Source organism: Streptomyces sp. NPDC051364 (assembly GCF_040682115.1).
Lineage (GTDB): Bacteria > Actinomycetota > Actinomycetes > Streptomycetales > Streptomycetaceae > Streptomyces.
Genome location: NZ_JBFBAH010000016.1, coordinates 57910 through 79128, shown reverse-complemented (window position 1 = coordinate 79128; position 21219 = coordinate 57910). Strand labels below are relative to the sequence as shown.

Below are 21219 nucleotides of genomic sequence, written 5' to 3'. Positions count from 1 at the left end.
CAGTGGGCAGGGGTCGGACAGCGGCCGGCCCGCGGTCACTTGGCGGTCACTTCGCCCAAGGCTCATGGCATGCAACGGCGATAGCCGACATCCAGGCGACGGCCGCCTCGCGCTGCTGCGGCGTCAGTCCCGCCTCGAGCGCGGCCTCCCGTCGCTGGACGGCCGGCAGTGCGGCCTCGTAGCGGGTCTCGCCGCGATCGGTGAGGTGCAGCTGGTGCGTCCTGCGGTCGGTGGGGTGGGGAGAGCGGGTGATCAGGCCGTCGCGTTCCAGCGCCGCGAGCATCTCGTTGGCGGCCTGGCGGGTGCTCCCGACCGAGCGGGCCAGCTGGGCCACCGACACGCCCGGCGACTCCTTGACCATCATCAGGGTCGCGAACTGCGGCACGGTGAGGCCGAATTCCTCCAGCTCGGCCCCGATCGCCGCCCGCATGCCGAGCCACGTGTGGCGGACCAGGAAACTCAGCACTCGGTCGTGGCTCTTCTCGCCCACGAGGTGACCTCCAAACTCTTGATTGACAGGAACTTGACGAGTTTGCCACGATGGCCAGAACGTCAAGTACCTGTCGATTCTAGGCGCACGGCAGCGCCGGAACCCTCTTGATCCGAAGGTAGTCACGTATGTCATCCGCCACGCCACCGACGCCGTCCACGCCACAGCGCAGCCGCCAACGGCTCATCCTGGGCGTTCTCGTCTTCGCGCAGGTCCTCATCTGGCTCGACGGCACCATCCTGTCCACCGCCTTCGAGACGCTCACGGACCCCGTCCGCGGCCTGGGTGCCACACCCGGCCAACTCCAGTGGGCCACGGGCGCGTACACCCTGGCCTTCGCCGGCCTGATGTTCACCGGGGGTGCGCTCGGAGACCGGTTCGGGCACCGCAACACCCTGCTCGCGGGCATGACCGTGTTCGGCGCCGCCTCCGCCTTCGCCGCGTACGCGTCCACGCCCGGCCAACTCATCGCAGCCCGGGCCGTGATGGGCGCTGGGGCCGCGTTACTCGTACCGGCCACCATGGCGGTCGTCAGCTGGACCTTCGAGCCCGAGCAGCGGCCGGCCGCCTACGGCACGCTGTCGTCCTTCGCCGGAGTCGGGATCGCCGCGGGGCCGATCCTGGCCGGGGGACTGCTCGCGAAGTTCTGGTGGGGCTCGGTGTTCCTCGTCAACGTGCCGGTGGTCCTCCTCGGCCTCGGCTTCATCGCCCGGTACGTGCCGAACTCCCGTAGCCCGCAGGTCCGCCGCCTCGACCCGGCCGGACTCCTGTTGTCGACCGGCGGCCTGGGCCTGCTCGCGTACGGCCTGATCCGCGCCGGCCAGGAGGCGTCCTTCACGGAGCCGCGCGTCTGGGGATGCACCGCCGCGGGCATCGCGCTGATCGCGGCGTTCGTCGTCACCGAGCTGCGGATCGCCCACCCCAGCTTCGATCCCCGGCTGCTGATGCAGCGCCGCTTCGCCGCGGGGAACGTCACCCTGATGATGGTCTTCCTGACGATGACCGCGGGCTCGTTCTACCTCGCGTCTACCTGCAGGGCGCGCGCCGGTACTCGGCGTGGGACGCCTCGCTCCTCGGCCTCCCGGCAGCGCTCGGCGTGGTCGTCGGCTCGCCGATCGCCGTCCGGCTGACCCGCCTGACGTCGGTGCGGCTCGTCGGTGCGATCGCGCTGACCGTCGCGAGCCTGGCGATGGGGTCGTTGGCCCTGTTCGACGCGACCACACCGATCGCGTGGTACCCGGTGGTCATGCTGGTCCAGGGCACCGCGATCGGCATGGTGATCGCTCCCGTCACGGGCGCGGTTCTGGGTTCCCTGCCGCTGGAACGGGCCGGAGCGGGCAGCGCGGTCAACAGCACCCTGCGCCAGACCGGCAGCGTGCTGGGCATCGCGGCCGGCGGCACGATCACCTCGATCGCGTACCGGCACTCGATCGAGGGCTCGCTGACCGGCCTTCCGGATCCGGTCCGGCAACAGGCCCGGGTCTCGGCCGAGCTGGCCCGGCACGTGGCGTCCGCCACGCACGACCCCGCCCTCGCCAAGGCGGCCGACGCCGCGTTCATCCACGCCATGCACGTCGGCGCCCTGTGGACGGCGGGATTCGCCCTGATCGGCGTGGTGGTCCTGGTACTCGGCTTCCGCCCGGCCCGCCGCACACCCCCGCCCGCCCCGGCCCACCCGATGCCCCTCGCGACGCGTTCCACGGCGTCCTGACCCCCGCGCAGCCCAAGAGCCGCAGCTCCAGCCGCAGCCGCCGCGGAACCCGTGGGTTCCGCGGCGGCTGCGTGGAGGACGGCCGGCATACGGCTCGGTCAGCTCTTCTTGATCTCGTCGATGCAGAGCACGAACTGCTTGCCCGAGCTGCGGCGGGAACCCCTCATCTGCTCCTGATAGCCGATGTCCGACTTGCCCTGGCACTGTTTCGTGTCGAGCGTGTCGGGTATCACCTTCACCACCTTGAACTCCGCGTTGGCGCCACCGCACTTCACCACCTGCAGGTCAGGGGTCACCGTGCTCCCCTTGTTCGTCAGGCAGTCCCCGACCTCCGCCTTGTCCGCGTCGTCGCGGCTCGCGAAGTAGCCGACCGCAACCATGATGACGACGACCACGCCGGCGATGATCTTGAGGATCTTCATGATCCCCATGCCTCCGCGCCGGGCCGGCGGTGCCGGAGGGGCCGCGAACTGCTGCGGGTGCGGGTACTGCTGGGGCGCCACTCCGTAAGGGGGCTGGGCCTGCTGCTGCGGGTATCCGTATCCCGGCTGGGGCGGGTACCCCTGCGGCTGCTGTCCGTTCGGGACAGGCTGGCCGTACGGGCCGGGGCCCTGCTGAGGCGGATAGGTCATATGGGAATCCCCCGTGAGCGTGTGCATCGTACGTAATTTGACGTGCGCACGCTATATCAACCTGCCGTCACCAGCCGCATTGCGCCCAGGGCAACGGCTCTGTCAGGAACCCGCCGCGCGGAAGGCCGTGGCGCGGACACTGTTGCCGCACAGCGCGAAGTTGCCGCCGTCGTCCGGCGCCAGCTGGTACCTGCCGCCCGCGACACCCACCACCATCGACGGTGCGACGCTGGGATCGGCTCCGGAGTCGCAGTAGCCGTCCGCCTCACCGAGAACCGGTGTGAAGGTGAGCCGCGCCGAGGCCTGGGCTCCGGGCGCCAGCTGCACCGGCCGCGCCTTCCCCTGGCGGGTGACCTGAAGGGGCCTGTTCTTGTCCGGCGAGCCCTGCCCCGCGAGAGCCACGGTGGGGAAGCCGTTCAGTACGCACGGCTTCGAACCGTGGTTGCTCACGGTGATCAGTACATGGGTGAAGTCGGTTGGCTGCGCGCTGTCCGCAACGATCTGGCTGCTCGTGCACGGGGCCGCCGGGGCGAGACGCAGGGCGTCCGCGGCCGCCGCTGTGCCGAAGCCGGCGCCTGCCAAGAGGCCTCCGGCCATGGCGCCCGCCACGAGCAGCACGGACGAGACCTTGATCGCGCCACTTCGCGTTGCGCATTTCATGGGTTGTCCTCCACGCTTCCACGACACGGCCCACAGTTCGGGCCGGCCTCCTCCCAGCGTCCCACCCACCCGCACCATCGGCGCGGCACGGGCCCTATCGCCCCCGATCGACACGCCGGTCCGGGCGGGGGACGATGGAAAGGACGGACACACCGCTTTTCCCTTGGCTCTCTCGGGAGGAAGCATGTTGAACCGACGCATACGTCTGCTGGTGCTCACCCCTGTGATGGCCGGCGCATTCATCGCCGCACCTGCCGCCCTCGCGTGGGGCGCAGCGGCCGCCGCCCCCACGGCCACCTGCTCCATCTCCGGCGTCTTCGACAACGGCAAGGTGCACCTGTCCGGCGGCGGCTTCACACCGGGACCCGCGTTCCTGTCCTCGCCGACCGCCGCAGGCGGGTCCTTCACGATCGGAGCCGACGGCGGGTTCCAGATGCTGAACGTGGAGAACGCCCAGTACAGCATCTCGCAAGGCAACGAGCGCACCGATTGCAGCGGCTTCAACGGCGGTTAGGGGACCGGAGCCGTTCCAGATCACGCCCCGGCGTGGAGATGCGCGGCCCACAGCAGAGGGGTGCCCCTCCGGTCGTAGCCGGGCGGCAGGTCGTCACCGTCCCGTAGTTGTCGTACGGCCTCGTGCAGTGCACGGGCGGCCCGGTCCGGGTCGACGGCTGCCGAGCCGGCCCCCAGGCCGTCGTAGAAGGCCCGGGCGATACGGACGGCGGTCTGGTCGTCGATCTCCCACAGGGTGCCGATGACGTGGGGGAATCCGGCGAGTTGGAACGCCGAGGTGAGGTGGATGGCCTCGTCGAGCAGGTCGACGGTGTCGACGGCCGCGGTACGGCAGGCGGAGAGGTAGGCCAGCCTGACGTGGTCGAGGGCGACGGGGGCCAGGCTCTTGACGGTGAGCGGGTCGTCCTCGTGGTCGTGGAGCAGCAGCCGGCTCTGCGAGGGGTCGGCGGGATCGCTGCTTCCATGACAGGCGAAGTGGGCGATCGCGCAGTGGGGCAGCCGCGCCAGTACGCGAGCCTTCGTCGGGGTGGTGGCCGGTGCCGGGTCCGCCTGCCCCCCGCCGTGGTCCCTCTCTCTGAGGACCACGGGATCGGGAAAGCGGGCCTCCAGCATGGCGACTTCGGCGTCGACGAACCGCAACCGGCCCTGCCCGGGCAGTCCGGGCGTGGTCGGCATGGCGACGACCAGCGCTCGGCCGGCCGCGGTGGGGTCGTTCCCCTCGCGCCGGCTGCGTTCGCGGGCGTAGCGCAGCGCGCGCACGGTCGGGGTGTAGGAGGAGACGACCCGGTCCATCACGGTGCGCCGGTGCGGGTCGTCCGGCGTGTCGGTGTGATGGCCGGCGGCGTGGAGGGGCAGCAGTCCGAGCAGTCCGCCCGGCACCCACCACACGCGTGGCATGACGTCACCTGCCCGTTCCGTCGTGGGAGGGGGACCTTGGTGTCCCAGGGCGTCCAGCACGGGGCCGGCGGCGGCGTTCCAGAGCCATTCGAGGACGTCGACGAGCACGGACTGCGCCTGTTCCCGCTCCTCCGGGTCCGCTCCTGCCACCGCCGTGTGCTGTGCCTGCCGGAAGGCGTTGACCCGATCGACCACGGTGGTGTACTCGAGCTGAGGCAAAGGGAGGCTGGTGATGCTCTCGGCCGTGAGCAACAGTGCGTCGCTGCGGTAGCTGCTGACGTTGAACACCACGATCGCCCCCTGGGACGCCTCGGCCCTGAGTTCGTCGACGGTGGGCGGGATGGCGAAAGAGGCGAAGCCCTCCAGGGTGCGGATCTCCGCCAGGACGGCAGTGAACTCCTCTGCCAGCCGGTGCCTGTTCTGCACGGCGAGGTCCTGCCGCGGCCGGTGTGGTGCCCCGTCGCCGTCGTCTTCGATGGCGACCTGCGTATCGGCCGGCGTATCGGCCGGCTGATCCATTCGGTCGCGCAACTCGGCGAACCTCTGGGCCAGTTCAGGTTGGCGCTCGCGAAGGTCGGTCAGATCGCTGCGGATCTCCAGTGCCTGGCCGAGCAGTACCGCGCGGCCCACCTCCAGCAGCCCCAAGGCGCGCTCCGCCCGCCCGTCGGCGGTCCCGCCCGGGGCCGCGAGCACGAGCGCGGCGGCCGTGGCGGTCATACCCGCCGTATTGCCGATGACATGCTGCTGGTCCTGGCGCTCCAGCCGGCGCGGGGCCAGCCGAGGCATCAGGCGCACCGCCGCATCCGCCGTGTCGGCCGCTCGCTCCGCATCACCGGACTGCGCCAGGAGCCGAGCCGCGGACAGCCCTGCGTCGACCCGGATGGACACGGTTGCCGATGGCGTTGTCGACGCCGCCGACCAGGTGGCCACCGCCGCCTCCCGGTCCGCCGCATCTCCGTCCTGCTGAAACCGGGTCAGCAGCGCATCTCCGAGGTTGTTCAGATATACGGCGCGCTCGGGGTGGTCTGCGGGAGTGGTCCGCACCGCCTGCCGGCCCACGTCGACCGCGGCGTCCAGGTCCGACCGGACGCCGGTCCCGCTGAAGCGGGTCCTGAGCGCGGGGCCGAGGTTGGACAGGTACCGCGCACGGTGGGGGTGGTCGGCGGGGACGGCCTCGACCGCCTCCCGAAGGCGGACGATCGCGGCGTCCAGGTCCGCGACGGCGCCGGTCCGTGCGAACCGGACCTGTAGCGCTGCCCCGAGGTTCGACAGGAACATCGCGCGATGGTGATGATGCGCAGGTGCCGCGTCCACCGCCCGCCGGCCCATCTCGATGGCGGCGTCCAGGTCCCCGATGTCGCGGTTCCGCGCGAACCTGGCCCGCAGCATGTTCCCGAGGTTGGACAGGTACCGTACGCGCTCGGGATGGCCGGCGGGCACGGCCTCGACCGCCTCCCGAAGGCGGTCGATTGCGGCGTTCAGGTCCGCCAGCGCGCCGATCCGCTCGAACCGGACCCGTAGCGCTCCCCCGAGGTTCGACAGGAACATCGCCCGGTCCGGATGCCCGGGTGCCGCGGCCTCCACCGCCTGCGACCCCACCTCGATGGCGGAGTCCACGTCCGCGGGGAGGCCGACCCGCGCGAAGCGGTCCTGCAGCGAGATCCCGAGGTTCGACAGGATCATCAGGCGATGGCGGTGGCCGGCAGGCAGTGCGTCCAGTGCCTCCCATCCCGCTTTGATCGCGGCTTCCAGGTCCCCGATGGCGCCGGTCCGCTCGTAACGGAGCCTCAGTGCGTTGGCCAGGTTGGACAGGGCCACGGCCCGTGACTCGCTTCCGTGGCGGGTGGCCGTCCCAACCGCCTGCCGCCCCGTCTCGACTGCGGCTTCCAGGTCCTCGATGTCGCCGGCCTGCTCGAACCTGGCCCGCAGCACGTTCCCGAGGTTGGACAGGACACGGGCGCGGTCGGGGTGGTCGACAGGCATCACGTGCACCGCTTCCCGGTGCAGGGAGATGGCGCTCTCCAGATCCGCCATCGTCCGGGTTCGCTGGAACCGGGCGCACAGCGCGTTTCCGAGACCGGTCAGCACCAGCGTGCGGTAGAGGCGGTCATCCGGAGCCAGCTGCACCGCCTCCCGGAGCAGGGGGATGGCGCTCTCCAGATCGGCGACTGCTCCGGCCTGCTCGTACCGGGCGCGCAATGCGTCTCCGAGATTGAAGAGGTACATGGCGCGGCCGCGTTCCTCGAAGGCCGACGCCAGCGCCTCCCGGAACCGGTCGATCGCGGCGTCCAGGTCTTCCGGGGGGCCACCCCGTTGGACCACGAGGCGCAGCACGTTCCCCAGGGCGGTCAGGTGGACGGCACGGTGCGGATGTGCGACGGGGATGGCCTCCACGATGCGTTGCCACAGGTTCACCAAGCCGGAGAGCTCTGCCTGGTCGTCCGACCTCCACGCGTCCTCGAGCAGGGGCATGGCAGACGCTGCCGCGTTCTCCGCGAGGAGGGGCAACAACGGCTCCGGCAGATCACCGACGCCGGCCAGGAAACACGCGGTGAACGCCATCACGGCATCCCGCAGGTCCGGTTGGGCCTGGTCTGCCGGTACGGGTACGGCCAGGTGGCGGAACCAGGAGAACCAGCCGAGCAGATGGTAGACGGGGAGGCCGTCCCCGCCCGGCAGCAGCTCCGCAAGCAACTGCGCTTCCCGGAGAGCGCCGGCTTCCAACACCGGTGCCAGGTCCTGGGATTCCACAACCCGCTGGAGACGCACTTCCATTGCAGCCAGTCGTACGGCGCGCTCAGGGCCCCCCGGATCGCTCATGCCCGGTGATGCTAGTCCCACGACCCGTGGAGCGGCGGGTAGTTCCTCGGATACGCTCCGCGACAGCGGGACACCGAGCCGCCGGGGGAGAGCATGACCGAGGCCGACGAGACGGCACGCCGACTGGGGATCGTATGCGCGAACGCGGATCGCATCCGCGGGCGTCTGCGCCGCGGTCCGACCGGAAACGACGCCGTCCTGCAAGAGGTGCTCACCGCGGTGCAGGACGGGCGGGAGACGGCCCGCCCGGTCGACGACCTGCATGCGGTCCTGCAGTCCCTGGGTGACAACCAGGGCCTGTACGCATACGGAGGGACCGGGAGCACGACGGAGCGCCGGGTCCATGCCGCGGGTGTGCACCGCGACCGCTCCGGCGAGTCGGTGTACCTGTGCCCCACCGACCGGTGTGCGCGCTACGGGTGGCCGGGCCACGGACCGGCGCCGGTCTGCGCGATCAGCGGCGAACAGCTGCGCCTGGACCGGCTCTAGCGGTGGGGACCCTGCTGGGAGAATTGGGCAAGAAGCTCGCCGAGCGGTGGCTGTCCCTGCTGGTGCTGCCCGGCGCCCTCTACCTCGCGGTCGCCGTCGCGGCCCGGACGCTCGGCCAGGCCCATCCCTTCGCCGTGGACCGCCTCACCGGCCAGATCAGCGCGTGGGCCGGTGCACCGGTCGCGCGCACCGTCGGAGGCCAGGTGGTGGTGCTGGCGGCGGTACTGGGCGGCGCCGCGGCCGTCGGGGTCCTCGCACAGGCTCTGGGCTCCGCTGCCGAACGGCTCCACCTCGCCACGGACTGGTACACCTGGCCGGCTCCGGCCCGCGGGCTCGCGCACTGGATCACCGTCCGCCGTCAGCACCGCTGGCGGACGGCGGCCGAAGCCTGGCACCGGCACCGGCAGGAAGCCGCAGCCGCCCGCACCCGCGGGGAGCGTGTGGACCCCGCCGGACGGCATGCCGCCCGGGCGGCGATGCTCCGGATATCCCCCGAGCGTCCGGACCGCCCCACGTGGAGCGGCGACCGCATCCATGCCGCTTCCGTGCGCGTGGACCGCGACCACCACCTCGATCTGGCCGCCCTGTGGCCCCACTTGTGGCTGGTCCTGCCGGACACCACCCGGGCCGAGATCACCGCCGCGCGCCAGGCCCTGACCCGTGCCACCACGCTGTCCGCCTGGGCGCTCCTCTACCTGCCCCTCGCCCTGTGGTGGTGGCCCGCGGCCGTGATCGCGGCCGCTCTCGCCGTCACGGCCCGGCAGCGCACCCGTACCGCTGCCGAGGGCTACGCCACCCTGCTCGAAGCCGCCGTGCGCCTGCACGCCCGGGACCTGGCCGGCCCACTCGGGATGGACCCGCCCGGTCCTCTCACCCCTGAGGTCGGGGGCGCGCTGGGCCTCCGCTTGGCACCCAGCCCGCCGCCGCCACCGTACGACGGGGCACCGTGAGAGGTGAGAGCAACGGTCAGACCGTTTCCCTGTCCTTGACGGCTTCCGACGCTCCGGAGGCCCGTTCGTCTCCGCCGGCGGGCACGAACACGAGCCGGGTGCCGGACCGCAGCGGGGATTCCCAGGCGGCTTCCACCTCGGCCATCGGCACGGCGACCGCCTCGGTGGCCGGCACCAGGTCGGGCAGGCGGTCGAGCAGCTCGCGCAGGGCGGCATCGCGGCGGGCGCCCGAGATCGAGCCGAGTCCGCTCCCGCAGACGCTCACGTCCCCCTTGCGCAACCACGCGGACGGCACGGTCATGTCGGCCCCGGCCGCGGAGCCGACCTGCACCCACCGCAGGGTTCGGGTGAGATCGGAGCGGTGGCGGAGGATTCCGTCGAGCGCCAGCTCGGCAGGCCGCTCCCACAGATAGTCGAGCACGATGTCCACATCGGCGGCCGCCGCGCCGAAGGCGGCCGCGATGTCCTCGTCGGAGCCCTCGAGAGCCACCGTACGGTGGGCGCCCAGGGCTGCCGCAGCCTGCAGTGCCAGCGGGTCGCGCCCGGCCGCCACGACGGAGCCCGCGCCTTGGTCCAGGGCCAGCTGGATCGCGGCCCGCCCGGCGTTGCCCGTGGCACCGAGTACGAGTACCGAATCGCCCCTGCGCAGCCGGCTCCGCTCACGCAGCGCGATCCATGCGGAGGACGCGGGGTTCATGACGGCGGCGACGGTGACCGGGTCGAGCCCCTCCGGTACGGGCATGAGCGCGGCGGCCGGTACGGCGACGCGCTCGGCCATCGTCCCGTGCGGGGGCTCCAGCCCCGAGATGTAGACGAGTTCACCGGCCGCGGTCCGGCCCACCCCGTCGAACCCGGGGATCAGCGGCAGTGCGTCGCCACCCGTGTAGTGGCCGCCCGAGGCGAACGAGCGCACCAGCGGGTACAGCGCGGCCGCCAGTACCTCGACGACCACCTCGCCGGCCGCGGGGGTGGGCTCGGGCACGGACTCGTACCGGGGCGGCTGCCCCAGGGCGTGGACCACGGCTGCGTACATGAACTGGCCCCCAAATGGGTGATTAAGCGGCACGGCGGACAGCCCGATTGTGACGGCTCCCTGCCGGACGCGCCCGCTGCGCCACGCGGCAGAGGTTCACCGGCCCGCCGTGACGAGGCGGTGCGCCCCGGCCGAGTGGACGAAGTCCGTGAGGGAGACGGTGTAGTCGCCCTCGCCGGGGCGGTAGGCGGTGCAGTACCGCGTGGGGTACCAGCCGGGGATCCGCCAGGCGGCCGGCTGGGGAACGGCCTCGCAGGTGCGGTGGCCGGCCGAGGTGCGGTGCCGTTGGAGGAAGTCGCGCGTGAGCATGGGCTCCATGAAGATCAGGTCGCCCGCGTACGCCCCGTAGATGAAGGTCTGGCCGCTGAGCGTGCCGGTGGACGGGGGGCGGCTGTCCAGGTGCGCGCCCATGGCGCCTTCCGCGGTCTGCGGGCTGCTCGCGGGGTAGCCCGCCGGCAGGTACGCGGCCGGGACGGGCTTGCCGGCCGTGGCCAGTTGGCCGCAGGCGATGAGCAGGGCGCAGCCCCCGGTCTTGATGCCCGACCGGACCTCGCGGGGGACGAGGTAGAAGTGCACGTCGAAGTGGGCGACGTCGTAGCGGCCGTGCGGGTTGTGACCGTGCGGGTTCCAGTTGAACAGCACCCACTGGAAGGGCAGGCCGGCCGAGGCGGCCGGGGCGGCCGGCAGCGCGAGTTCCAGACTGTGGCCGCCGACGCACTCGTGGGTGTCGTCGAGGCTCCCGTCGGCGTCCGCGTCGTAGCAGTGCTTGCCGTCGGTGGGGGTGCTGGGCAGGGCGGTGACGGCCGGGGCGGTCAGGGAGACTCCCAGGGTTCTGGGGATCCCGCCCTGGTACTCGCCGTACGTACGGACCGTGCCGCGGCCCAGGCGGGCGGCGGGACCGTACGTGGAGCACACGGCGCCGCCGGCGTTGTCACCGCAGTCGGGCAGGCGCGCGGCTGAGCCGGAGGGCGCCGGCGGGGCCGCGGGCCGCCCGGTGGCGGACAGGAGGGCCGCCAGCAGCGCGGCGGAGGCGAGCGCGGCGGCGGAGGTGGACCGCAGACGGGAGTTGTTCATACGGCGACGCTCCAGGAGGAACGGGCATTGAGCGCGGTGGCGTCCACGCCGGTGACCTGGCGCGTACAGGACTTGATGCCGTCCAGCCTGTCTTCCGGCAGGACGTGGCGAATGTCGAGGAAGCCGTTCGGGGCAAGGGCCTCCACCTGGCGGAGGACCGGGTCGGGTTCCAGCCGGCGGTGCGCCGCGAGGAGGAGAGTGGTCTGCGGGCGGCGGTCCGCCTCGTAGCGTGCCAGGGCCTCGTCCACGTCGTGGTGGGCGAGCGCGTACGCCAGGACGCGGGCATCGACGACGGCCTGCGAGGCGCCGTTGGAGCCGGTCGGGTACAAAGGGTGGGCGGCGTCGCCGAGCAGGACGACACGGCCGTCCGTCCACGCCGGCAGCGGGTCGCGGTCGATCATCGGGTACCGGCCGATGCGGGGCGCCCCGGCGATGATGCCGTGGAGGTCGAGGAAGTCGCTGCGCCAGCCGTCAAGGTGCACGAGCACCTCCTCCGGCGGTACCGCACGGTCCCAGTCGGCCCCGCCTCGCGCGTCCTCGTCGCCCAGGCCGTCGTCGGTGCGGCTCTCCACCACCCAGTTGAGCAGGCACCGCCCGCTCCCGTCGGGCCGGGACACGGGATAGGCCACGGCCTTCACCCGCGCGTTGCAGCCGGCGATGACCATCGTGCGCCCGTCGAGGAAGGGCGGGCCTTCGGTCACCCCGCGCCACATGGATATCCCGTTGCCGAGCGGCGGACCCTCGCCCGGGTACATGGTCGCGCGCACGGCGGAATTGATCCCGTCCGCGCCGATGAGCAGGTCGCAGGAGAACGGGCCCGGCCGGCCCTCCACGTACGCCTGCACGGTGGGCCGTCCCTGCTCCCGGCCCTGCTCGTACCGCACGAGGCGCTCTCCGGTGACCAGCGCCTCGCGGCCGAGCCGGTCCCGGACCGCCGACAGCAGGATGTCCTGCAGGTCCGCCCGGTGCACCGAGTACTGCGGCCAGTTGTAGCCGGCGGCGCGCCCGCGCGGCTCCGACCAGATCAGGCCGCCGTAGCGGTGGTGGTACTCCAGCCGGGCGGTCGCCACCGCGGTGTCGCCGAGCGCCTTCGCGAGACCGAGTTCGGTCAGCTCGCGCACGGCGGCGGGCTGCAGATTGATTCCCGCGCCGACCGCGCGCAGGTTCGGACACGCTTCCAGGATGAGCACATCGTCCAGGCCCGCCGCATGAAGGCTCAAGGCCGTTGTCAGTCCGCCAATTCCGGCACCGGCGATCACGATGCGCGGAGAATTCTTTCGGCCGTACGGAGACATGCCCTCTACCTCCTGGGAAAGACGCCTTCCGTTGAAAGTGCGGTACTTCACCGATGAGTACAACCACGGTTGCAAGAGGTCAAGATGCCCAGGTCAGGCATCTCCGTTCACCCGATCAGACTACGGCCAAGTGCCGCCTGATGGGTGACATGGCTTTAATCAGGTGTCGGCAAGAGAAAGGCTGCGACATGCATCAAGTGACGTTCGAACCGTGCGACGTCCAGCGCCTCCAGCATGCTGTTGACTACGCCCTCCACGCCTCCAAAAAATCACTGGACGCTCTCCTGCCACCCTGGATACCGGGTGATCTCAAACGGGAAATAAAGAGCGGATGCGTTGTTTCGCATTGCGCAACGCTACTGTTCCCGGAAACAGTGGAATCCGCTCTCGAGTACTTCGAGGAGAACGGCTGGCCCGCATCGACCACCATACCGAGCGTGCTGGTGAAGCGCCGTCTGGTGGAGCGTCACTGGCTCCCGGACGATGCGGACATACGGGTGACGCGGCTGCGCGTCACGAGCGGCCTGGCGCCCGAGGTCGAGGTCTTCCTCTTCCCGCGGTGCAGCCCCGGCTACACGGACGACGTGGGGACGCAGGAGCGCGTCCACGGTTTCGAGAACCACGTCGGCCTGTTCATGGACAGGCCCGACGCGAGCGCGCTCGCCCGCCTGGCGGACCGCCTCGAGACCACCGGCCGAATGGTGTACGAGGGTTCGGCGCACAACCCCCACGAGAACACCACCATGCTGTACTTCGCCCCCAGCGCGTCCGTGGCCACGTCCCGGCGCCGCTTCCCGCGATGGGAGCTGCAGTGCGCAGGCGATCTGACGGCTTTCGCCGACCGGCGCCCGGTCCGGAGGCAGGCGCTGTCCAGCGCCTACGCAGCGCTCAGGGCGAACCACGTGGACGGCGGCACGACACGGTCCGCCCGACGGCCCGTTCCGGTGGCGGTACGGGAAGGCTGACCGTCCGGATCTGGACTCCCCGCCTCCGTGTGCTGATCCGTAGGGGGCGGGGAGTCCTTCGCGCTGCCGGGAAATAGATGCGCGGGGCACTGATCAGGCGCTCGCGGCCTTCTGATACCTCTTCAGGCCATGAAAAGGATCACCCGCCGACAGGCCTTGGGCACTGCTGCCGGCGCAGTCACCGCTGCCGGACTGACCGCCGCCGTCATGTACGCCGCCGCCACGTCCTCGCCGGCCGGCGAGCCGAAGGACGGCGAAGCGGCCTCGTCACCCGGACCCATCCCGACCGGTAGCATCGACGAGGTGTACGAGGGCCGCCGCATCCAGATCACGTTCGGCGCAGGCGACCACCAGGGCGGCCACCACTCCCCCGCTCTGCCGACCGTCCGAATAGACGGCAACGAGCTGCACGTGATGCGCAATGCCGACGGCAGCTGGGTCAGCGTCGTCAACCACTACCAGACCTTTCCCGACCCCGTCGCGGTCGTCCGCGCCGCCGTGCGGGACCTCCAGGGCGCCGCCCTAGCTTCGTTCGGCCCCACGGGGGGCACGGCATGATCGTCCGCAAGAACCAGGCCAAGCTCACCCCGGAGGAGAAGCGCGCCTTCACCGGTGCGCTGCTCGAGCTCAAGCGGAACGGCACCTACGACCGCTTCGTCAATGCCCACAACACCTTCCTCATGACCGACAGCGACTTCGCCGACCGGGTCGGCCACCGCTCCCCCTCCTTCCTTCCCTGGCACCGCCGCTTCCTGCTGGACTTCGAAGCCGAACTGCAGAAGGTGGATCCGAAGGTCTCGCTCCCCTACTGGGACTGGACGGCGGACCGCACCCCTGCCTCCTCCCTCTGGGCCGCGGACTTCCTGGGCGGTACCGGCCGGGACCGCGACGGCCAGGTATTCGACGGCCCGTTCGCGTACGCGGCAGGGAAGTGGCCCATCACCGTGGGGGTGGACAAGCGCCCGTACCTGCGGCGCACCCTGGGCGCCGCAGTGCCCGAGCTGCCGACCAAGGCCGAGGTGAACACCGTACTCGCCATGCCCGTGTACGACACGGCCCCCTGGAACAGCGCCTCGGACGGCTTCCGCAACCATCTGGAGGGCTGGCGCGGCGCCGGCCTGCACAACCGGGTCCACGTGTGGATCGGCGGCCAGATGGCCAGCGCGGCCTCTCCCAACGACCCGGTGTTCTGGATGCACCACGCGTTCATCGACATGCTGTGGGCCGAGTGGCAGCGCCGGAACCCGAAGTCCGCCTATCTGCCCGGCGCGGGCACGCCGGACGTCGTGGACCTGCACAAGCCGATGCGGCCGTGGAACAACGTGACCCCGGCCGACATGCTGGACCACCGGAAGTTCTACACGTTCGACACCGAGTCCGCCCACTGACCGCAGCAGCGCGCCGGCCCGGTCCGGGGTCGGCGCGCGGTCCCTTTCGGAAGCCTTACGGAACGGTCCTTACGGAAGCCGCCACTGCTGAGCCTTGCTGCCGACACAGGCGACCACCGTCAGCTGGTTGCCGGCGCCGTTGTCCGTCAGGCAGCCGCCCTGGAACGCGATGTCCTTGATGTAGTAGGCGCCCGCGGTGGGGGCCTTCTCCAGGTTCCACCACCCGTCTCCGGCGAACGGGCCGGCGAGCTCGACGCGCACGGTGTCGTTGAACTGCGTGAGCGCCCGCGCCATCGAGATGCCCGACGGGCCGCACGTCTTGAAGCTGTCGTAGTTCCTCTTCTCGTGGAGCCAGCCGAATGCGGTGGTGCCGCCCATGATCACCTTGGCGTTTCCCTGCGGGGCGGAGCCGCTGAAGCCGATCTTGAGCCCGTCGCCGACGTTGGTGATGGCGCCCCAGCCGGCTCCGCCGCAGCCCTGCGGCGGGTTGGACCCGCCGTTGCCCGACCCTCCCGGAGTCGAGCCGCCGCCTCCGGGCGTGCCCCCGCCCCCGGCGGCGCCGCCGCTCGGCCCCGAGCCGGGCTGGCTCCCGCCGTTGCCGGATCCGCCTGCGGCCGGCTGGGGGTTGGGGACCGGCGCCGCGCCGCCGACGCCGCCCGCGGCGGCGGCCCCGCCGCCGCCCTGCGCGCCCGCGTTCTCGCCCGGCGGCGGGGGCGAGGCATCGGGCGTACCGGCTGCCGCGCTCCCCGAGGGGGACGCGCCGGGGCTCTGGCTCCCGCTGCCGGACGCCGGCGCGGACGCGGAGGCGGAGGGGTGCCGCCCCGGCCCGTTCGCATCGGTCTGCCGCGCCCCGGGGTCGATGTAGAAGACGGTGACGGCCACCGAGACCGTGATCGTCACACTGAACCCGATGGCAAGCGGCGCGGAGACGGACGCGGGGATGCGCAGCCGATCCCGCCACGACCGCCGCAGCTCGGCGCCGGCCCCCGCAGCCGGGGCGGTCCCCGCGACGACCGGTCCCGCCGGTGCGTCGAGCTCGCCGAGCGGCCTTCCGGCCGCCGCGCGCCGCGCCGCCGCAGCCATCACCGAGGCGTCGGCGTACCGCTCCTCGGGCCGCTTGGCCAGCGCCCTGGCGACGAAGGCGCGTACCGGTCCGGGGAATTCGGCCGGAAGGTCCGGGACCGGCTCCCTGATGTGCTTGAGCGCGATCTCGACGACCGATTCACCGGTGAACGGCGGTTCTCCGGTGAGTAGTTCGAAGCAGACCACGCCCATGGAGTACAGGTCGGACGCGGCGATGGCCCCGAGCCCCTCCGCCTGCTCGGGAGCCATGTACAGCGCCGTCCCGAGGACCGCGTGCGAGTCGGTGATCCCGGTGCTGGCCGCGCTGGAACGGGCGATGCCGAAGTCGGTGACCGTCACCCGGCCGTCCTCGCCCAGCATCAGGTTCGACGGCTTGATGTCGCGGTGCGTGACACCCTGCAGGTGCGCGGCGTGCAGTGCGTCGAGGGCCTGCCCGGCGATGTCGAGCGCCTGCTCGACGGGGAGGGGCCCGGACTGCGCGCGGACCTCGTTCAGCGTCCGCCCCTCGACGAGGTCCATGACGATGTACGCGACCTGCTCACCGGATTCGATCCGGCTCTCGCCGTAGTCGTGCACGTCGACGATGCCCGGGTGGCTGAGCGAGGCGAGGACCGTGGCCTCGCGCCGGAACCGCGCTGCGAACGAGGGGTCGTCGAGCAGTGCGGGAAGCAGGACCTTGACGGCGACCTGACGTCTGAGCACGTCGTCGTCGGCGCGCCAGACCTCGCCCATGCCACCGCCGCCGATCCGCTCGGCCAGTGTGTATCGGTCCCCGAGGACCGTCCCCCGCCCCCACATATCTGCCCCTCGCCGTCCCGGTTCGCTGGTGGTCAGCCAAAGTCCGTCCGGGTGAGGATACTTGGGCGCTCGCGAGCATCCACGCCCCCCTCGGGCATCGTGATCAATCGTGATCGGACGACGCTATCGAAGTCGTTCGGGGGTCCAGTTCAGTCGTCCCGTGTGGATCAGACGGAGTTGGCGACGGGCGGTGCGCGTGACCGCGGCCCACTCCTCGCCCTCCGGGCCGGCGGCCAGGTAGGCGGAAACGGTCATCACCATGTGGTCGACGTACAGCCTCGCCAGCATGAGCAGGTCGTCCGCGCTCCAGCCCGCACTCAGCGGATCGGCGCCGAGGCGCTCGGCCACCTCGTCGGCGAACGCGTCGAGCTGGCCCGCCACCGCCTCCCGCACCCTGCGCACGCCGCCGTGCCGTTCCCGCACGATGAAGCGGATGTGCCCGGGATACTCCCGTACGAGTTCGGCCATCAGGCCCACGGTCGTGTCGATCCGCTGCTCCGCGTCACCGGAGGCGGTGAGGGTTGAGCGGACGGTGCCGTGCAGGCTCTGCAGCGCCTCGTCCACCAGCGCGATGCCCAGCTCCTCGGTGTCGCGGAAGTGCCGGTAGAAGGCCGTCGGGGTGACCCCCGCGACGCGGGTCACCTCCCGCAGGCCGAGGCTGCCCAGGCCCTGCTCCTCCAGCAGTGACAGGGCCGCGTCCAGCAAGGCCCTGCGAGTTTTGTTCCGTTGGGCCTGGCGTGCCCCGATGGTCTCACTCATGACGAAAAGTCAACCCCGATTCCCTGAATTCGCGCGCTTGCATTTAGACTGAGCAGTCAGTGCACAACTGTCTCCTATTCTTTGGAGTGAGCACGATGGAGGAAGCACGATGCTCTTCCTGATAGCGGCCCTCATGCTGATGGGGGTCGCCCTGGGAACCGTGGCCCATGTGCCCGTCGACATATCCCTCGCCGCCACCGCCGCGATCGCCTGCTGGTTGCTGGTCTTCGCAGTGCGCGAGCGAACCGCCCGGCGCCACCGACCGGCCGGCCGACAGGAAGGATGATCATGAATACCCCCGGTACCGCGCTCCCCGCTCCCGTCGGCCGTCAGGCCGACGGGATGGCGGTGGCCTCGTTCGTGTTCGGCCTGGTCGGTCTCCTCGCGATGAACCTGTTCCTCGGGCCGACCGCGATCGTCCTCGCCGCCCTCGCCGTGCACCGCGGTACGAGCCGTCCCGGACGCGCCCGGCTCGGCCTTGCCCTGGGCGTCGCCGACCTCGTCGTCCTCGCCTGGGTGGTCAGCGCGGACCAGACCTGGTCGTGGAGCATCTGACCGTCACACCCTGAGACCCGCCGGACCCGCCGGACCTGCCGGACCTGCCGGACCCGCCGACCCGCCCGGCCCCGCTACGGCAGCGGGGCTCCGCGGGCGGCGATCCACAGCTCGTACCACTCCTCGTGCGTGAGATCGGGTTCGCGCAGCGCGGCGTCGCGGCAGGCCCGGATACGCTCCGGGCGGCCGCTGCCCACGACGGGGGCGACGCGGGCGGGATGCCGCTGCAGCCACCACAGGAGAATCGTCTCCGGCGTCGTGCCCTTCGCATCGGCCAGTGACCGCACGAGGCGTGCCGTTGCGTGCTCCTCGGGGCTCTCCTGCCGACCGGTGAACCGGCCCTGCGCCAGCGCGCCCCAGGCCTGGAGGCGGAGTCCGTTCTCCTGGCAGTACTCGAGCGTCCCGGCCGGGAAGCCGTTCCCCGCTGCCGCGGCCGTGTTGACGAGGACGCCGTCCTCGAGCCAGTCCCGCCGGTCCAGGCTCATCTCCAACTGGTTGGCGACCAGCGGGAACTCCAGATGCCGCTGGAGGGCGGCTGTCTGCGCGGCGTTCATGTTCGAGACGCCGAACCGGCGGACCAGTCCCTGGTCGCGCAGCGAGGTGAGGGCCGCCGCGATGTCCTCCGGGGCGGCCAGCGGGTCGGGCCGGTGCAGGAGCAGGACGTCGACGACGTCGGTGCGAAGGCGGCCGAGGCTCTCCTCGACGCGCCGCACGATGGAGGGGCCGCGCAGGTCGTACATGCCGGGGAGGCCGCCGTCCGCCAGCCGGATCCCGCACTTCGTCTGCAGCACGATCCGCTCGCGCAGGCCCGGGGTGCGGGCCAGGACCTCTCCGAAGACGGCTTCCGCCTTGCCGCGCCGGTAGATGTCGGCATGGTCGAAGGTGTCGATTCCGCTGTCCAGCGCCGCCGCGATCGCCGCCTCGGCCGCATCGACGTCGGCGGGGCCGTACGCATCGGTGTCCCAGCTGCCGCCGAGCGCCATGCATCCGTACAGCAGCCGGGTGCCGTCCTTCTCCGGTGGTGTGATCGCCATCCCGCCACCCTACGAGGTCGCGGCCCCACCCCGTATCCGGGCTCCGCGCATGGGCGTCCGGGCCGCCGGCTTCGTGGCGGGCCGGGGGCGCGGGGCTTCCACGGGCTTCTTCTGCGGCGGAGGTGTCCTGGGCGGGTAAGAGGGCGGCACCTTCGGTCCGCTCGCACGGATCGGCTTCGTAGTCACACCACCACGCTACGGGCCGGGCCGCGTTCCCGGGCCGGGGTCCGCCACCGGAAGGAAGCAGCACGGCCCGCCACCGCGCGGGGGACGCGGTGGCGGGCCGGAGTGGCTGCTGCGCTGCCGTCGTTACGGAGCCATCTCGTACGTCCCGGACAGTGCCTCGACACGGTCCCAGACCCGGGCCGAGCGGGCTGCATCGATGACCGGACGCCGGACCGCACCCATGGCCCAGCTCTGCTGCTCCTCGGTGGCCGAGTCCTTTCCGTGCAGCTCGACGGCGTGCGCCGAGAAGTCGCGTACGAGGACCGCGAACAGCTCGTCCAGGACGTCCTCGTCCAGGCCGGTCAGCTGCGCCTGCTCCAGGATCAGCTGGCCGTGGACGACGAGCGCGAAGAGCTGGCCGACGGCGAGCAGGAGGTCCAGGTCGCGGCTCTGCTGCTCGTCGGGGGCGGCGGTGGTGACGAACGTGCACAGCGCGTCCGCCTGCTCGCGGAAGCGGGCGACGTTGGGCAGGGCCGCGTACGCGTCGAAGGCGGGGCGCCAGTCGTGGAAGCGTACGGAGCCCAGGCCGCGGGCCGGGCCCTGCCGGAAGAGGAAGTCGTCGTCGGCCGCGTCGAGGCGGGTCGGGACGGGCGCGTACTGCGCCGGGTCCAGCAGGTGGTTGCGCATGAACTTCAGGATCAGCGCGAGGTTGACGTGGACCGTGCCCTCGAGCTTCGGCAGCCCGCGGATCTCGACGGCAGCCTGGGCGAAGTAGTTGTCCTTCTCGAAGCCCTTGGCGGCGATGACGTCCCACATCAGGTCGATGACCTTCTCGCCCTCCGTGGTCACCTTCATCTTCGTCATCGGGTTGAAGAGGAGGTAGCGGCGGTCCTCGGGGCCCGCCGTGCGGAAGTAGTCGACGGCGCGGTCGCTGAACAGCTTCATCCCGACGAGACGGACGTACGCGTCGGTCAGCTCGCGGCGCACGTGCGGGAAGGCGGTGACGGGGCGGCCGTAGAGGATGCGGTTCTGCGCGTGCGTGACGGCCTCGTACATCGCATGCTCGCAGATGCCGATCGAGGCGGTGCAGAGGTTGAACTTGCCGACGTTGACGGTGTTGAGGGCGGCGTCGAAGGCGGCGCGGCCGGTGTGCAGGACGTCGTCCGGGCCGACCGGGTAGTCCTCGAGGCGGAACTCGCTGACGTACTTGGAGGAGTCGACGACGTTCTTCACCAGGTGGTAGGCCGGGTGGCGACTGTCGGCGGCGAAGAAGACGTACCCGTCCGGGCCCTCGACGTCGGTGCGGCGGCCGAAGACGGAGACGAGAGCAGCTGCGTTGCCGTTGCCGATGTAGTACTTGGAGCCGGTGGCCCGGAATCCGCCGTTGCCGTCGGGCTCCAGCAGCATGTCGGTGGAGTAGATGTCGGCGCCGTGCGCCTTCTCCGACAGGCCGAAGGCGAACACCTCCCCCTGGGCGAGGAGTTCGGCGGCGCGGGCTCGGGCGGCGGTGTTGTCGCTCTGCCAGACGGGGCCGAGGCCGAGGATGGTCACCTGCCACGCGTACCAGTAGTCGAGGCCGTAGAACCCGAAGATCTCGTTGAGGGCGGCGATCCGGGCGGTGTCCCAGCGCTTGTCGGCGTGGCCGCCGGCGGCGGAGGTCGGGGTGAGGAACGTCGCGAACAAGCCTTCCTTGGCGGAGAAGGCGAGGAAGTCCGCCAGCCAGGCGCGGGAACGGTAGTCCTCGATCAGCCGACGCTTGCCGCGCTCCTCGAACCAGTCGACGGTGGCGCGCAGCAGCCTGCGGGTCTCGGGGTCGAAGTGCTGCGGGTCGTAGGTGCGCGGGTTGAACAGCAGGTCGTCGGCCATGGAGGTCCGCCTTCCGAGGGGTCGGGTCGAGGGTGAAGGGTG

The 21219-nt window shown here is 71.5% G+C and carries 21 protein-coding genes; 10 read left to right on the top strand and 11 right to left on the bottom strand.

Annotated features, from left to right (window positions below):
• Positions 1–46: 46 nt before the first annotated feature.
• Positions 47–490, bottom strand: a complete 444-nt coding sequence (locus AB0M76_RS28365; protein WP_365955560.1) for a MarR family transcriptional regulator — start codon at positions 488–490, stop codon at positions 47–49.
• Between the two features lie 128 nt (positions 491–618).
• Here AB0M76_RS28365 and AB0M76_RS28360 point away from each other — a divergent pair, with 128 nt between their 5' ends.
• Together AB0M76_RS28360 and AB0M76_RS28355 are read left to right on the top strand one after the other, a co-directional pair.
• Positions 619–1620: an MFS transporter gene (locus AB0M76_RS28360; protein ID WP_365955559.1), complete on the top strand. Its 1002-nt coding sequence runs from the start codon at positions 619–621 to the stop codon at positions 1618–1620.
• Positions 1587–2201, top strand: a complete 615-nt coding sequence (locus tag AB0M76_RS28355; protein WP_365955558.1) for a hypothetical protein — start codon at positions 1587–1589, stop codon at positions 2199–2201. Before AB0M76_RS28360 ends, AB0M76_RS28355 begins: the two co-directional genes overlap by 34 nt.
• A 98-nt stretch (positions 2202–2299) precedes the next feature.
• On the opposite strand, the gene AB0M76_RS28350 is transcribed toward AB0M76_RS28355, so the two are convergent.
• Together AB0M76_RS28350 and AB0M76_RS28345 are read right to left on the bottom strand one after the other, a co-directional pair.
• Entirely contained in the window at positions 2300–2833 is a 534-nt protein-coding gene (locus tag AB0M76_RS28350; RefSeq protein WP_365955557.1) for a hypothetical protein, read from the bottom strand.
• Positions 2834–2935: 102 nt separating this feature from the next.
• Entirely contained in the window at positions 2936–3493 is a 558-nt protein-coding gene (locus AB0M76_RS28345) for a DUF4232 domain-containing protein (protein WP_365955556.1), read from the bottom strand.
• A 184-nt stretch (positions 3494–3677) separates the two neighbouring features.
• Between AB0M76_RS28345 and AB0M76_RS28340 the strand changes: the two genes are divergently transcribed.
• The gene (locus tag AB0M76_RS28340; RefSeq protein ID WP_365955555.1) at positions 3678–4007 is read left to right on the top strand and encodes a hypothetical protein; all 330 of its coding nucleotides are present in this window, start codon (positions 3678–3680) and stop codon (positions 4005–4007) included.
• A 20-nt stretch (positions 4008–4027) separates the two neighbouring features.
• Here the strand turns inward: AB0M76_RS28340 and AB0M76_RS28335 are convergent, their stop codons facing one another.
• The gene (locus AB0M76_RS28335) at positions 4028–7723 is read right to left on the bottom strand and encodes a CHAT domain-containing tetratricopeptide repeat protein (protein WP_365955554.1); all 3696 of its coding nucleotides are present in this window, start codon (positions 7721–7723) and stop codon (positions 4028–4030) included.
• 93 nt (positions 7724–7816) lie between these two features.
• Between AB0M76_RS28335 and AB0M76_RS28330 the strand changes: the two genes are divergently transcribed.
• Positions 7817–8212 carry a hypothetical protein gene (locus AB0M76_RS28330; RefSeq protein WP_365955553.1) on the top strand — a complete coding sequence of 132 codons (396 nt, stop codon included), beginning with the start codon at positions 7817–7819 and terminating at the stop codon, positions 8210–8212.
• Positions 8213–8214: 2 nt separating this feature from the next.
• Positions 8215–9162, top strand: a complete 948-nt coding sequence (locus AB0M76_RS28325) for a hypothetical protein (protein ID WP_365955552.1) — start codon at positions 8215–8217, stop codon at positions 9160–9162.
• A gap of 16 nt (positions 9163–9178) precedes the next feature.
• On the opposite strand, the gene AB0M76_RS28320 is transcribed toward AB0M76_RS28325, so the two are convergent.
• From AB0M76_RS28320 to AB0M76_RS28310, 3 genes are all read right to left on the bottom strand, one after another.
• Positions 9179–10195: a zinc-binding alcohol dehydrogenase family protein gene (locus tag AB0M76_RS28320; protein ID WP_365955551.1), complete on the bottom strand. Its 1017-nt coding sequence runs from the start codon at positions 10193–10195 to the stop codon at positions 9179–9181.
• A 96-nt stretch (positions 10196–10291) separates the two neighbouring features.
• On the bottom strand, positions 10292–11269 hold the full coding sequence (locus tag AB0M76_RS28315) for a hypothetical protein (RefSeq protein WP_365955550.1): 978 nt from the start codon (positions 11267–11269) through the stop codon (positions 10292–10294).
• On the bottom strand, positions 11266–12564 hold the full coding sequence (locus tag AB0M76_RS28310) for a flavin-dependent oxidoreductase (RefSeq protein WP_365955549.1): 1299 nt from the start codon (positions 12562–12564) through the stop codon (positions 11266–11268). The genes AB0M76_RS28315 and AB0M76_RS28310 overlap by 4 nt, the downstream gene beginning before the upstream one ends.
• 374 nt (positions 12565–12938) lie before the next feature.
• Here AB0M76_RS28310 and AB0M76_RS28305 point away from each other — a divergent pair, with 374 nt between their 5' ends.
• The 3 genes from AB0M76_RS28305 to AB0M76_RS28295 all read left to right on the top strand — a co-directional run bounded on the left by AB0M76_RS28305 (position 12939) and on the right by AB0M76_RS28295 (position 14917).
• Complete coding sequence (locus AB0M76_RS28305; RefSeq protein WP_365955548.1) at positions 12939–13529, top strand: hypothetical protein; 591 nt, start codon at positions 12939–12941, stop codon at positions 13527–13529.
• Positions 13530–13658: 129 nt separating this feature from the next.
• A complete protein-coding gene (locus AB0M76_RS28300) occupies positions 13659–14087 on the top strand; it encodes a tyrosinase family oxidase copper chaperone (RefSeq protein WP_365955547.1) in 429 nt (142 codons plus the stop codon).
• Positions 14084–14917, top strand: a complete 834-nt coding sequence (locus AB0M76_RS28295) for a tyrosinase family protein (RefSeq protein WP_365955546.1) — start codon at positions 14084–14086, stop codon at positions 14915–14917. The genes AB0M76_RS28300 and AB0M76_RS28295 overlap by 4 nt, the downstream gene beginning before the upstream one ends.
• 69 nt (positions 14918–14986) lie before the next feature.
• Here the strand turns inward: AB0M76_RS28295 and AB0M76_RS28290 are convergent, their stop codons facing one another.
• Positions 14987–16798: a protein kinase gene (locus AB0M76_RS28290; RefSeq protein WP_365955545.1), complete on the bottom strand. Its 1812-nt coding sequence runs from the start codon at positions 16796–16798 to the stop codon at positions 14987–14989.
• Positions 16799–16921: 123 nt separating this feature from the next.
• Positions 16922–17557, bottom strand: a complete 636-nt coding sequence (locus AB0M76_RS28285; protein ID WP_365955544.1) for a TetR family transcriptional regulator — start codon at positions 17555–17557, stop codon at positions 16922–16924.
• A gap of 109 nt (positions 17558–17666) precedes the next feature.
• Here AB0M76_RS28285 and AB0M76_RS28280 point away from each other — a divergent pair, with 109 nt between their 5' ends.
• Together AB0M76_RS28280 and AB0M76_RS28275 are read left to right on the top strand one after the other, a co-directional pair.
• Entirely contained in the window at positions 17667–17843 is a 177-nt protein-coding gene (locus tag AB0M76_RS28280) for a hypothetical protein (RefSeq protein WP_266670535.1), read from the top strand.
• A 2-nt stretch (positions 17844–17845) separates the two neighbouring features.
• Positions 17846–18112 carry a DUF4190 domain-containing protein gene (locus AB0M76_RS28275; RefSeq protein ID WP_365955543.1) on the top strand — a complete coding sequence of 89 codons (267 nt, stop codon included), beginning with the start codon at positions 17846–17848 and terminating at the stop codon, positions 18110–18112.
• Positions 18113–18186: 74 nt separating this feature from the next.
• Here the strand turns inward: AB0M76_RS28275 and AB0M76_RS28270 are convergent, their stop codons facing one another.
• Together AB0M76_RS28270 and AB0M76_RS28265 are read right to left on the bottom strand one after the other, a co-directional pair.
• Positions 18187–19146 carry an aldo/keto reductase gene (locus AB0M76_RS28270; protein WP_365955542.1) on the bottom strand — a complete coding sequence of 320 codons (960 nt, stop codon included), beginning with the start codon at positions 19144–19146 and terminating at the stop codon, positions 18187–18189.
• A 309-nt stretch (positions 19147–19455) separates the two neighbouring features.
• A complete protein-coding gene (locus AB0M76_RS28265; protein ID WP_365955541.1) occupies positions 19456–21177 on the bottom strand; it encodes an acyl-CoA dehydrogenase family protein in 1722 nt (573 codons plus the stop codon).
• Positions 21178–21219: the final 42 nt, after the last annotated feature.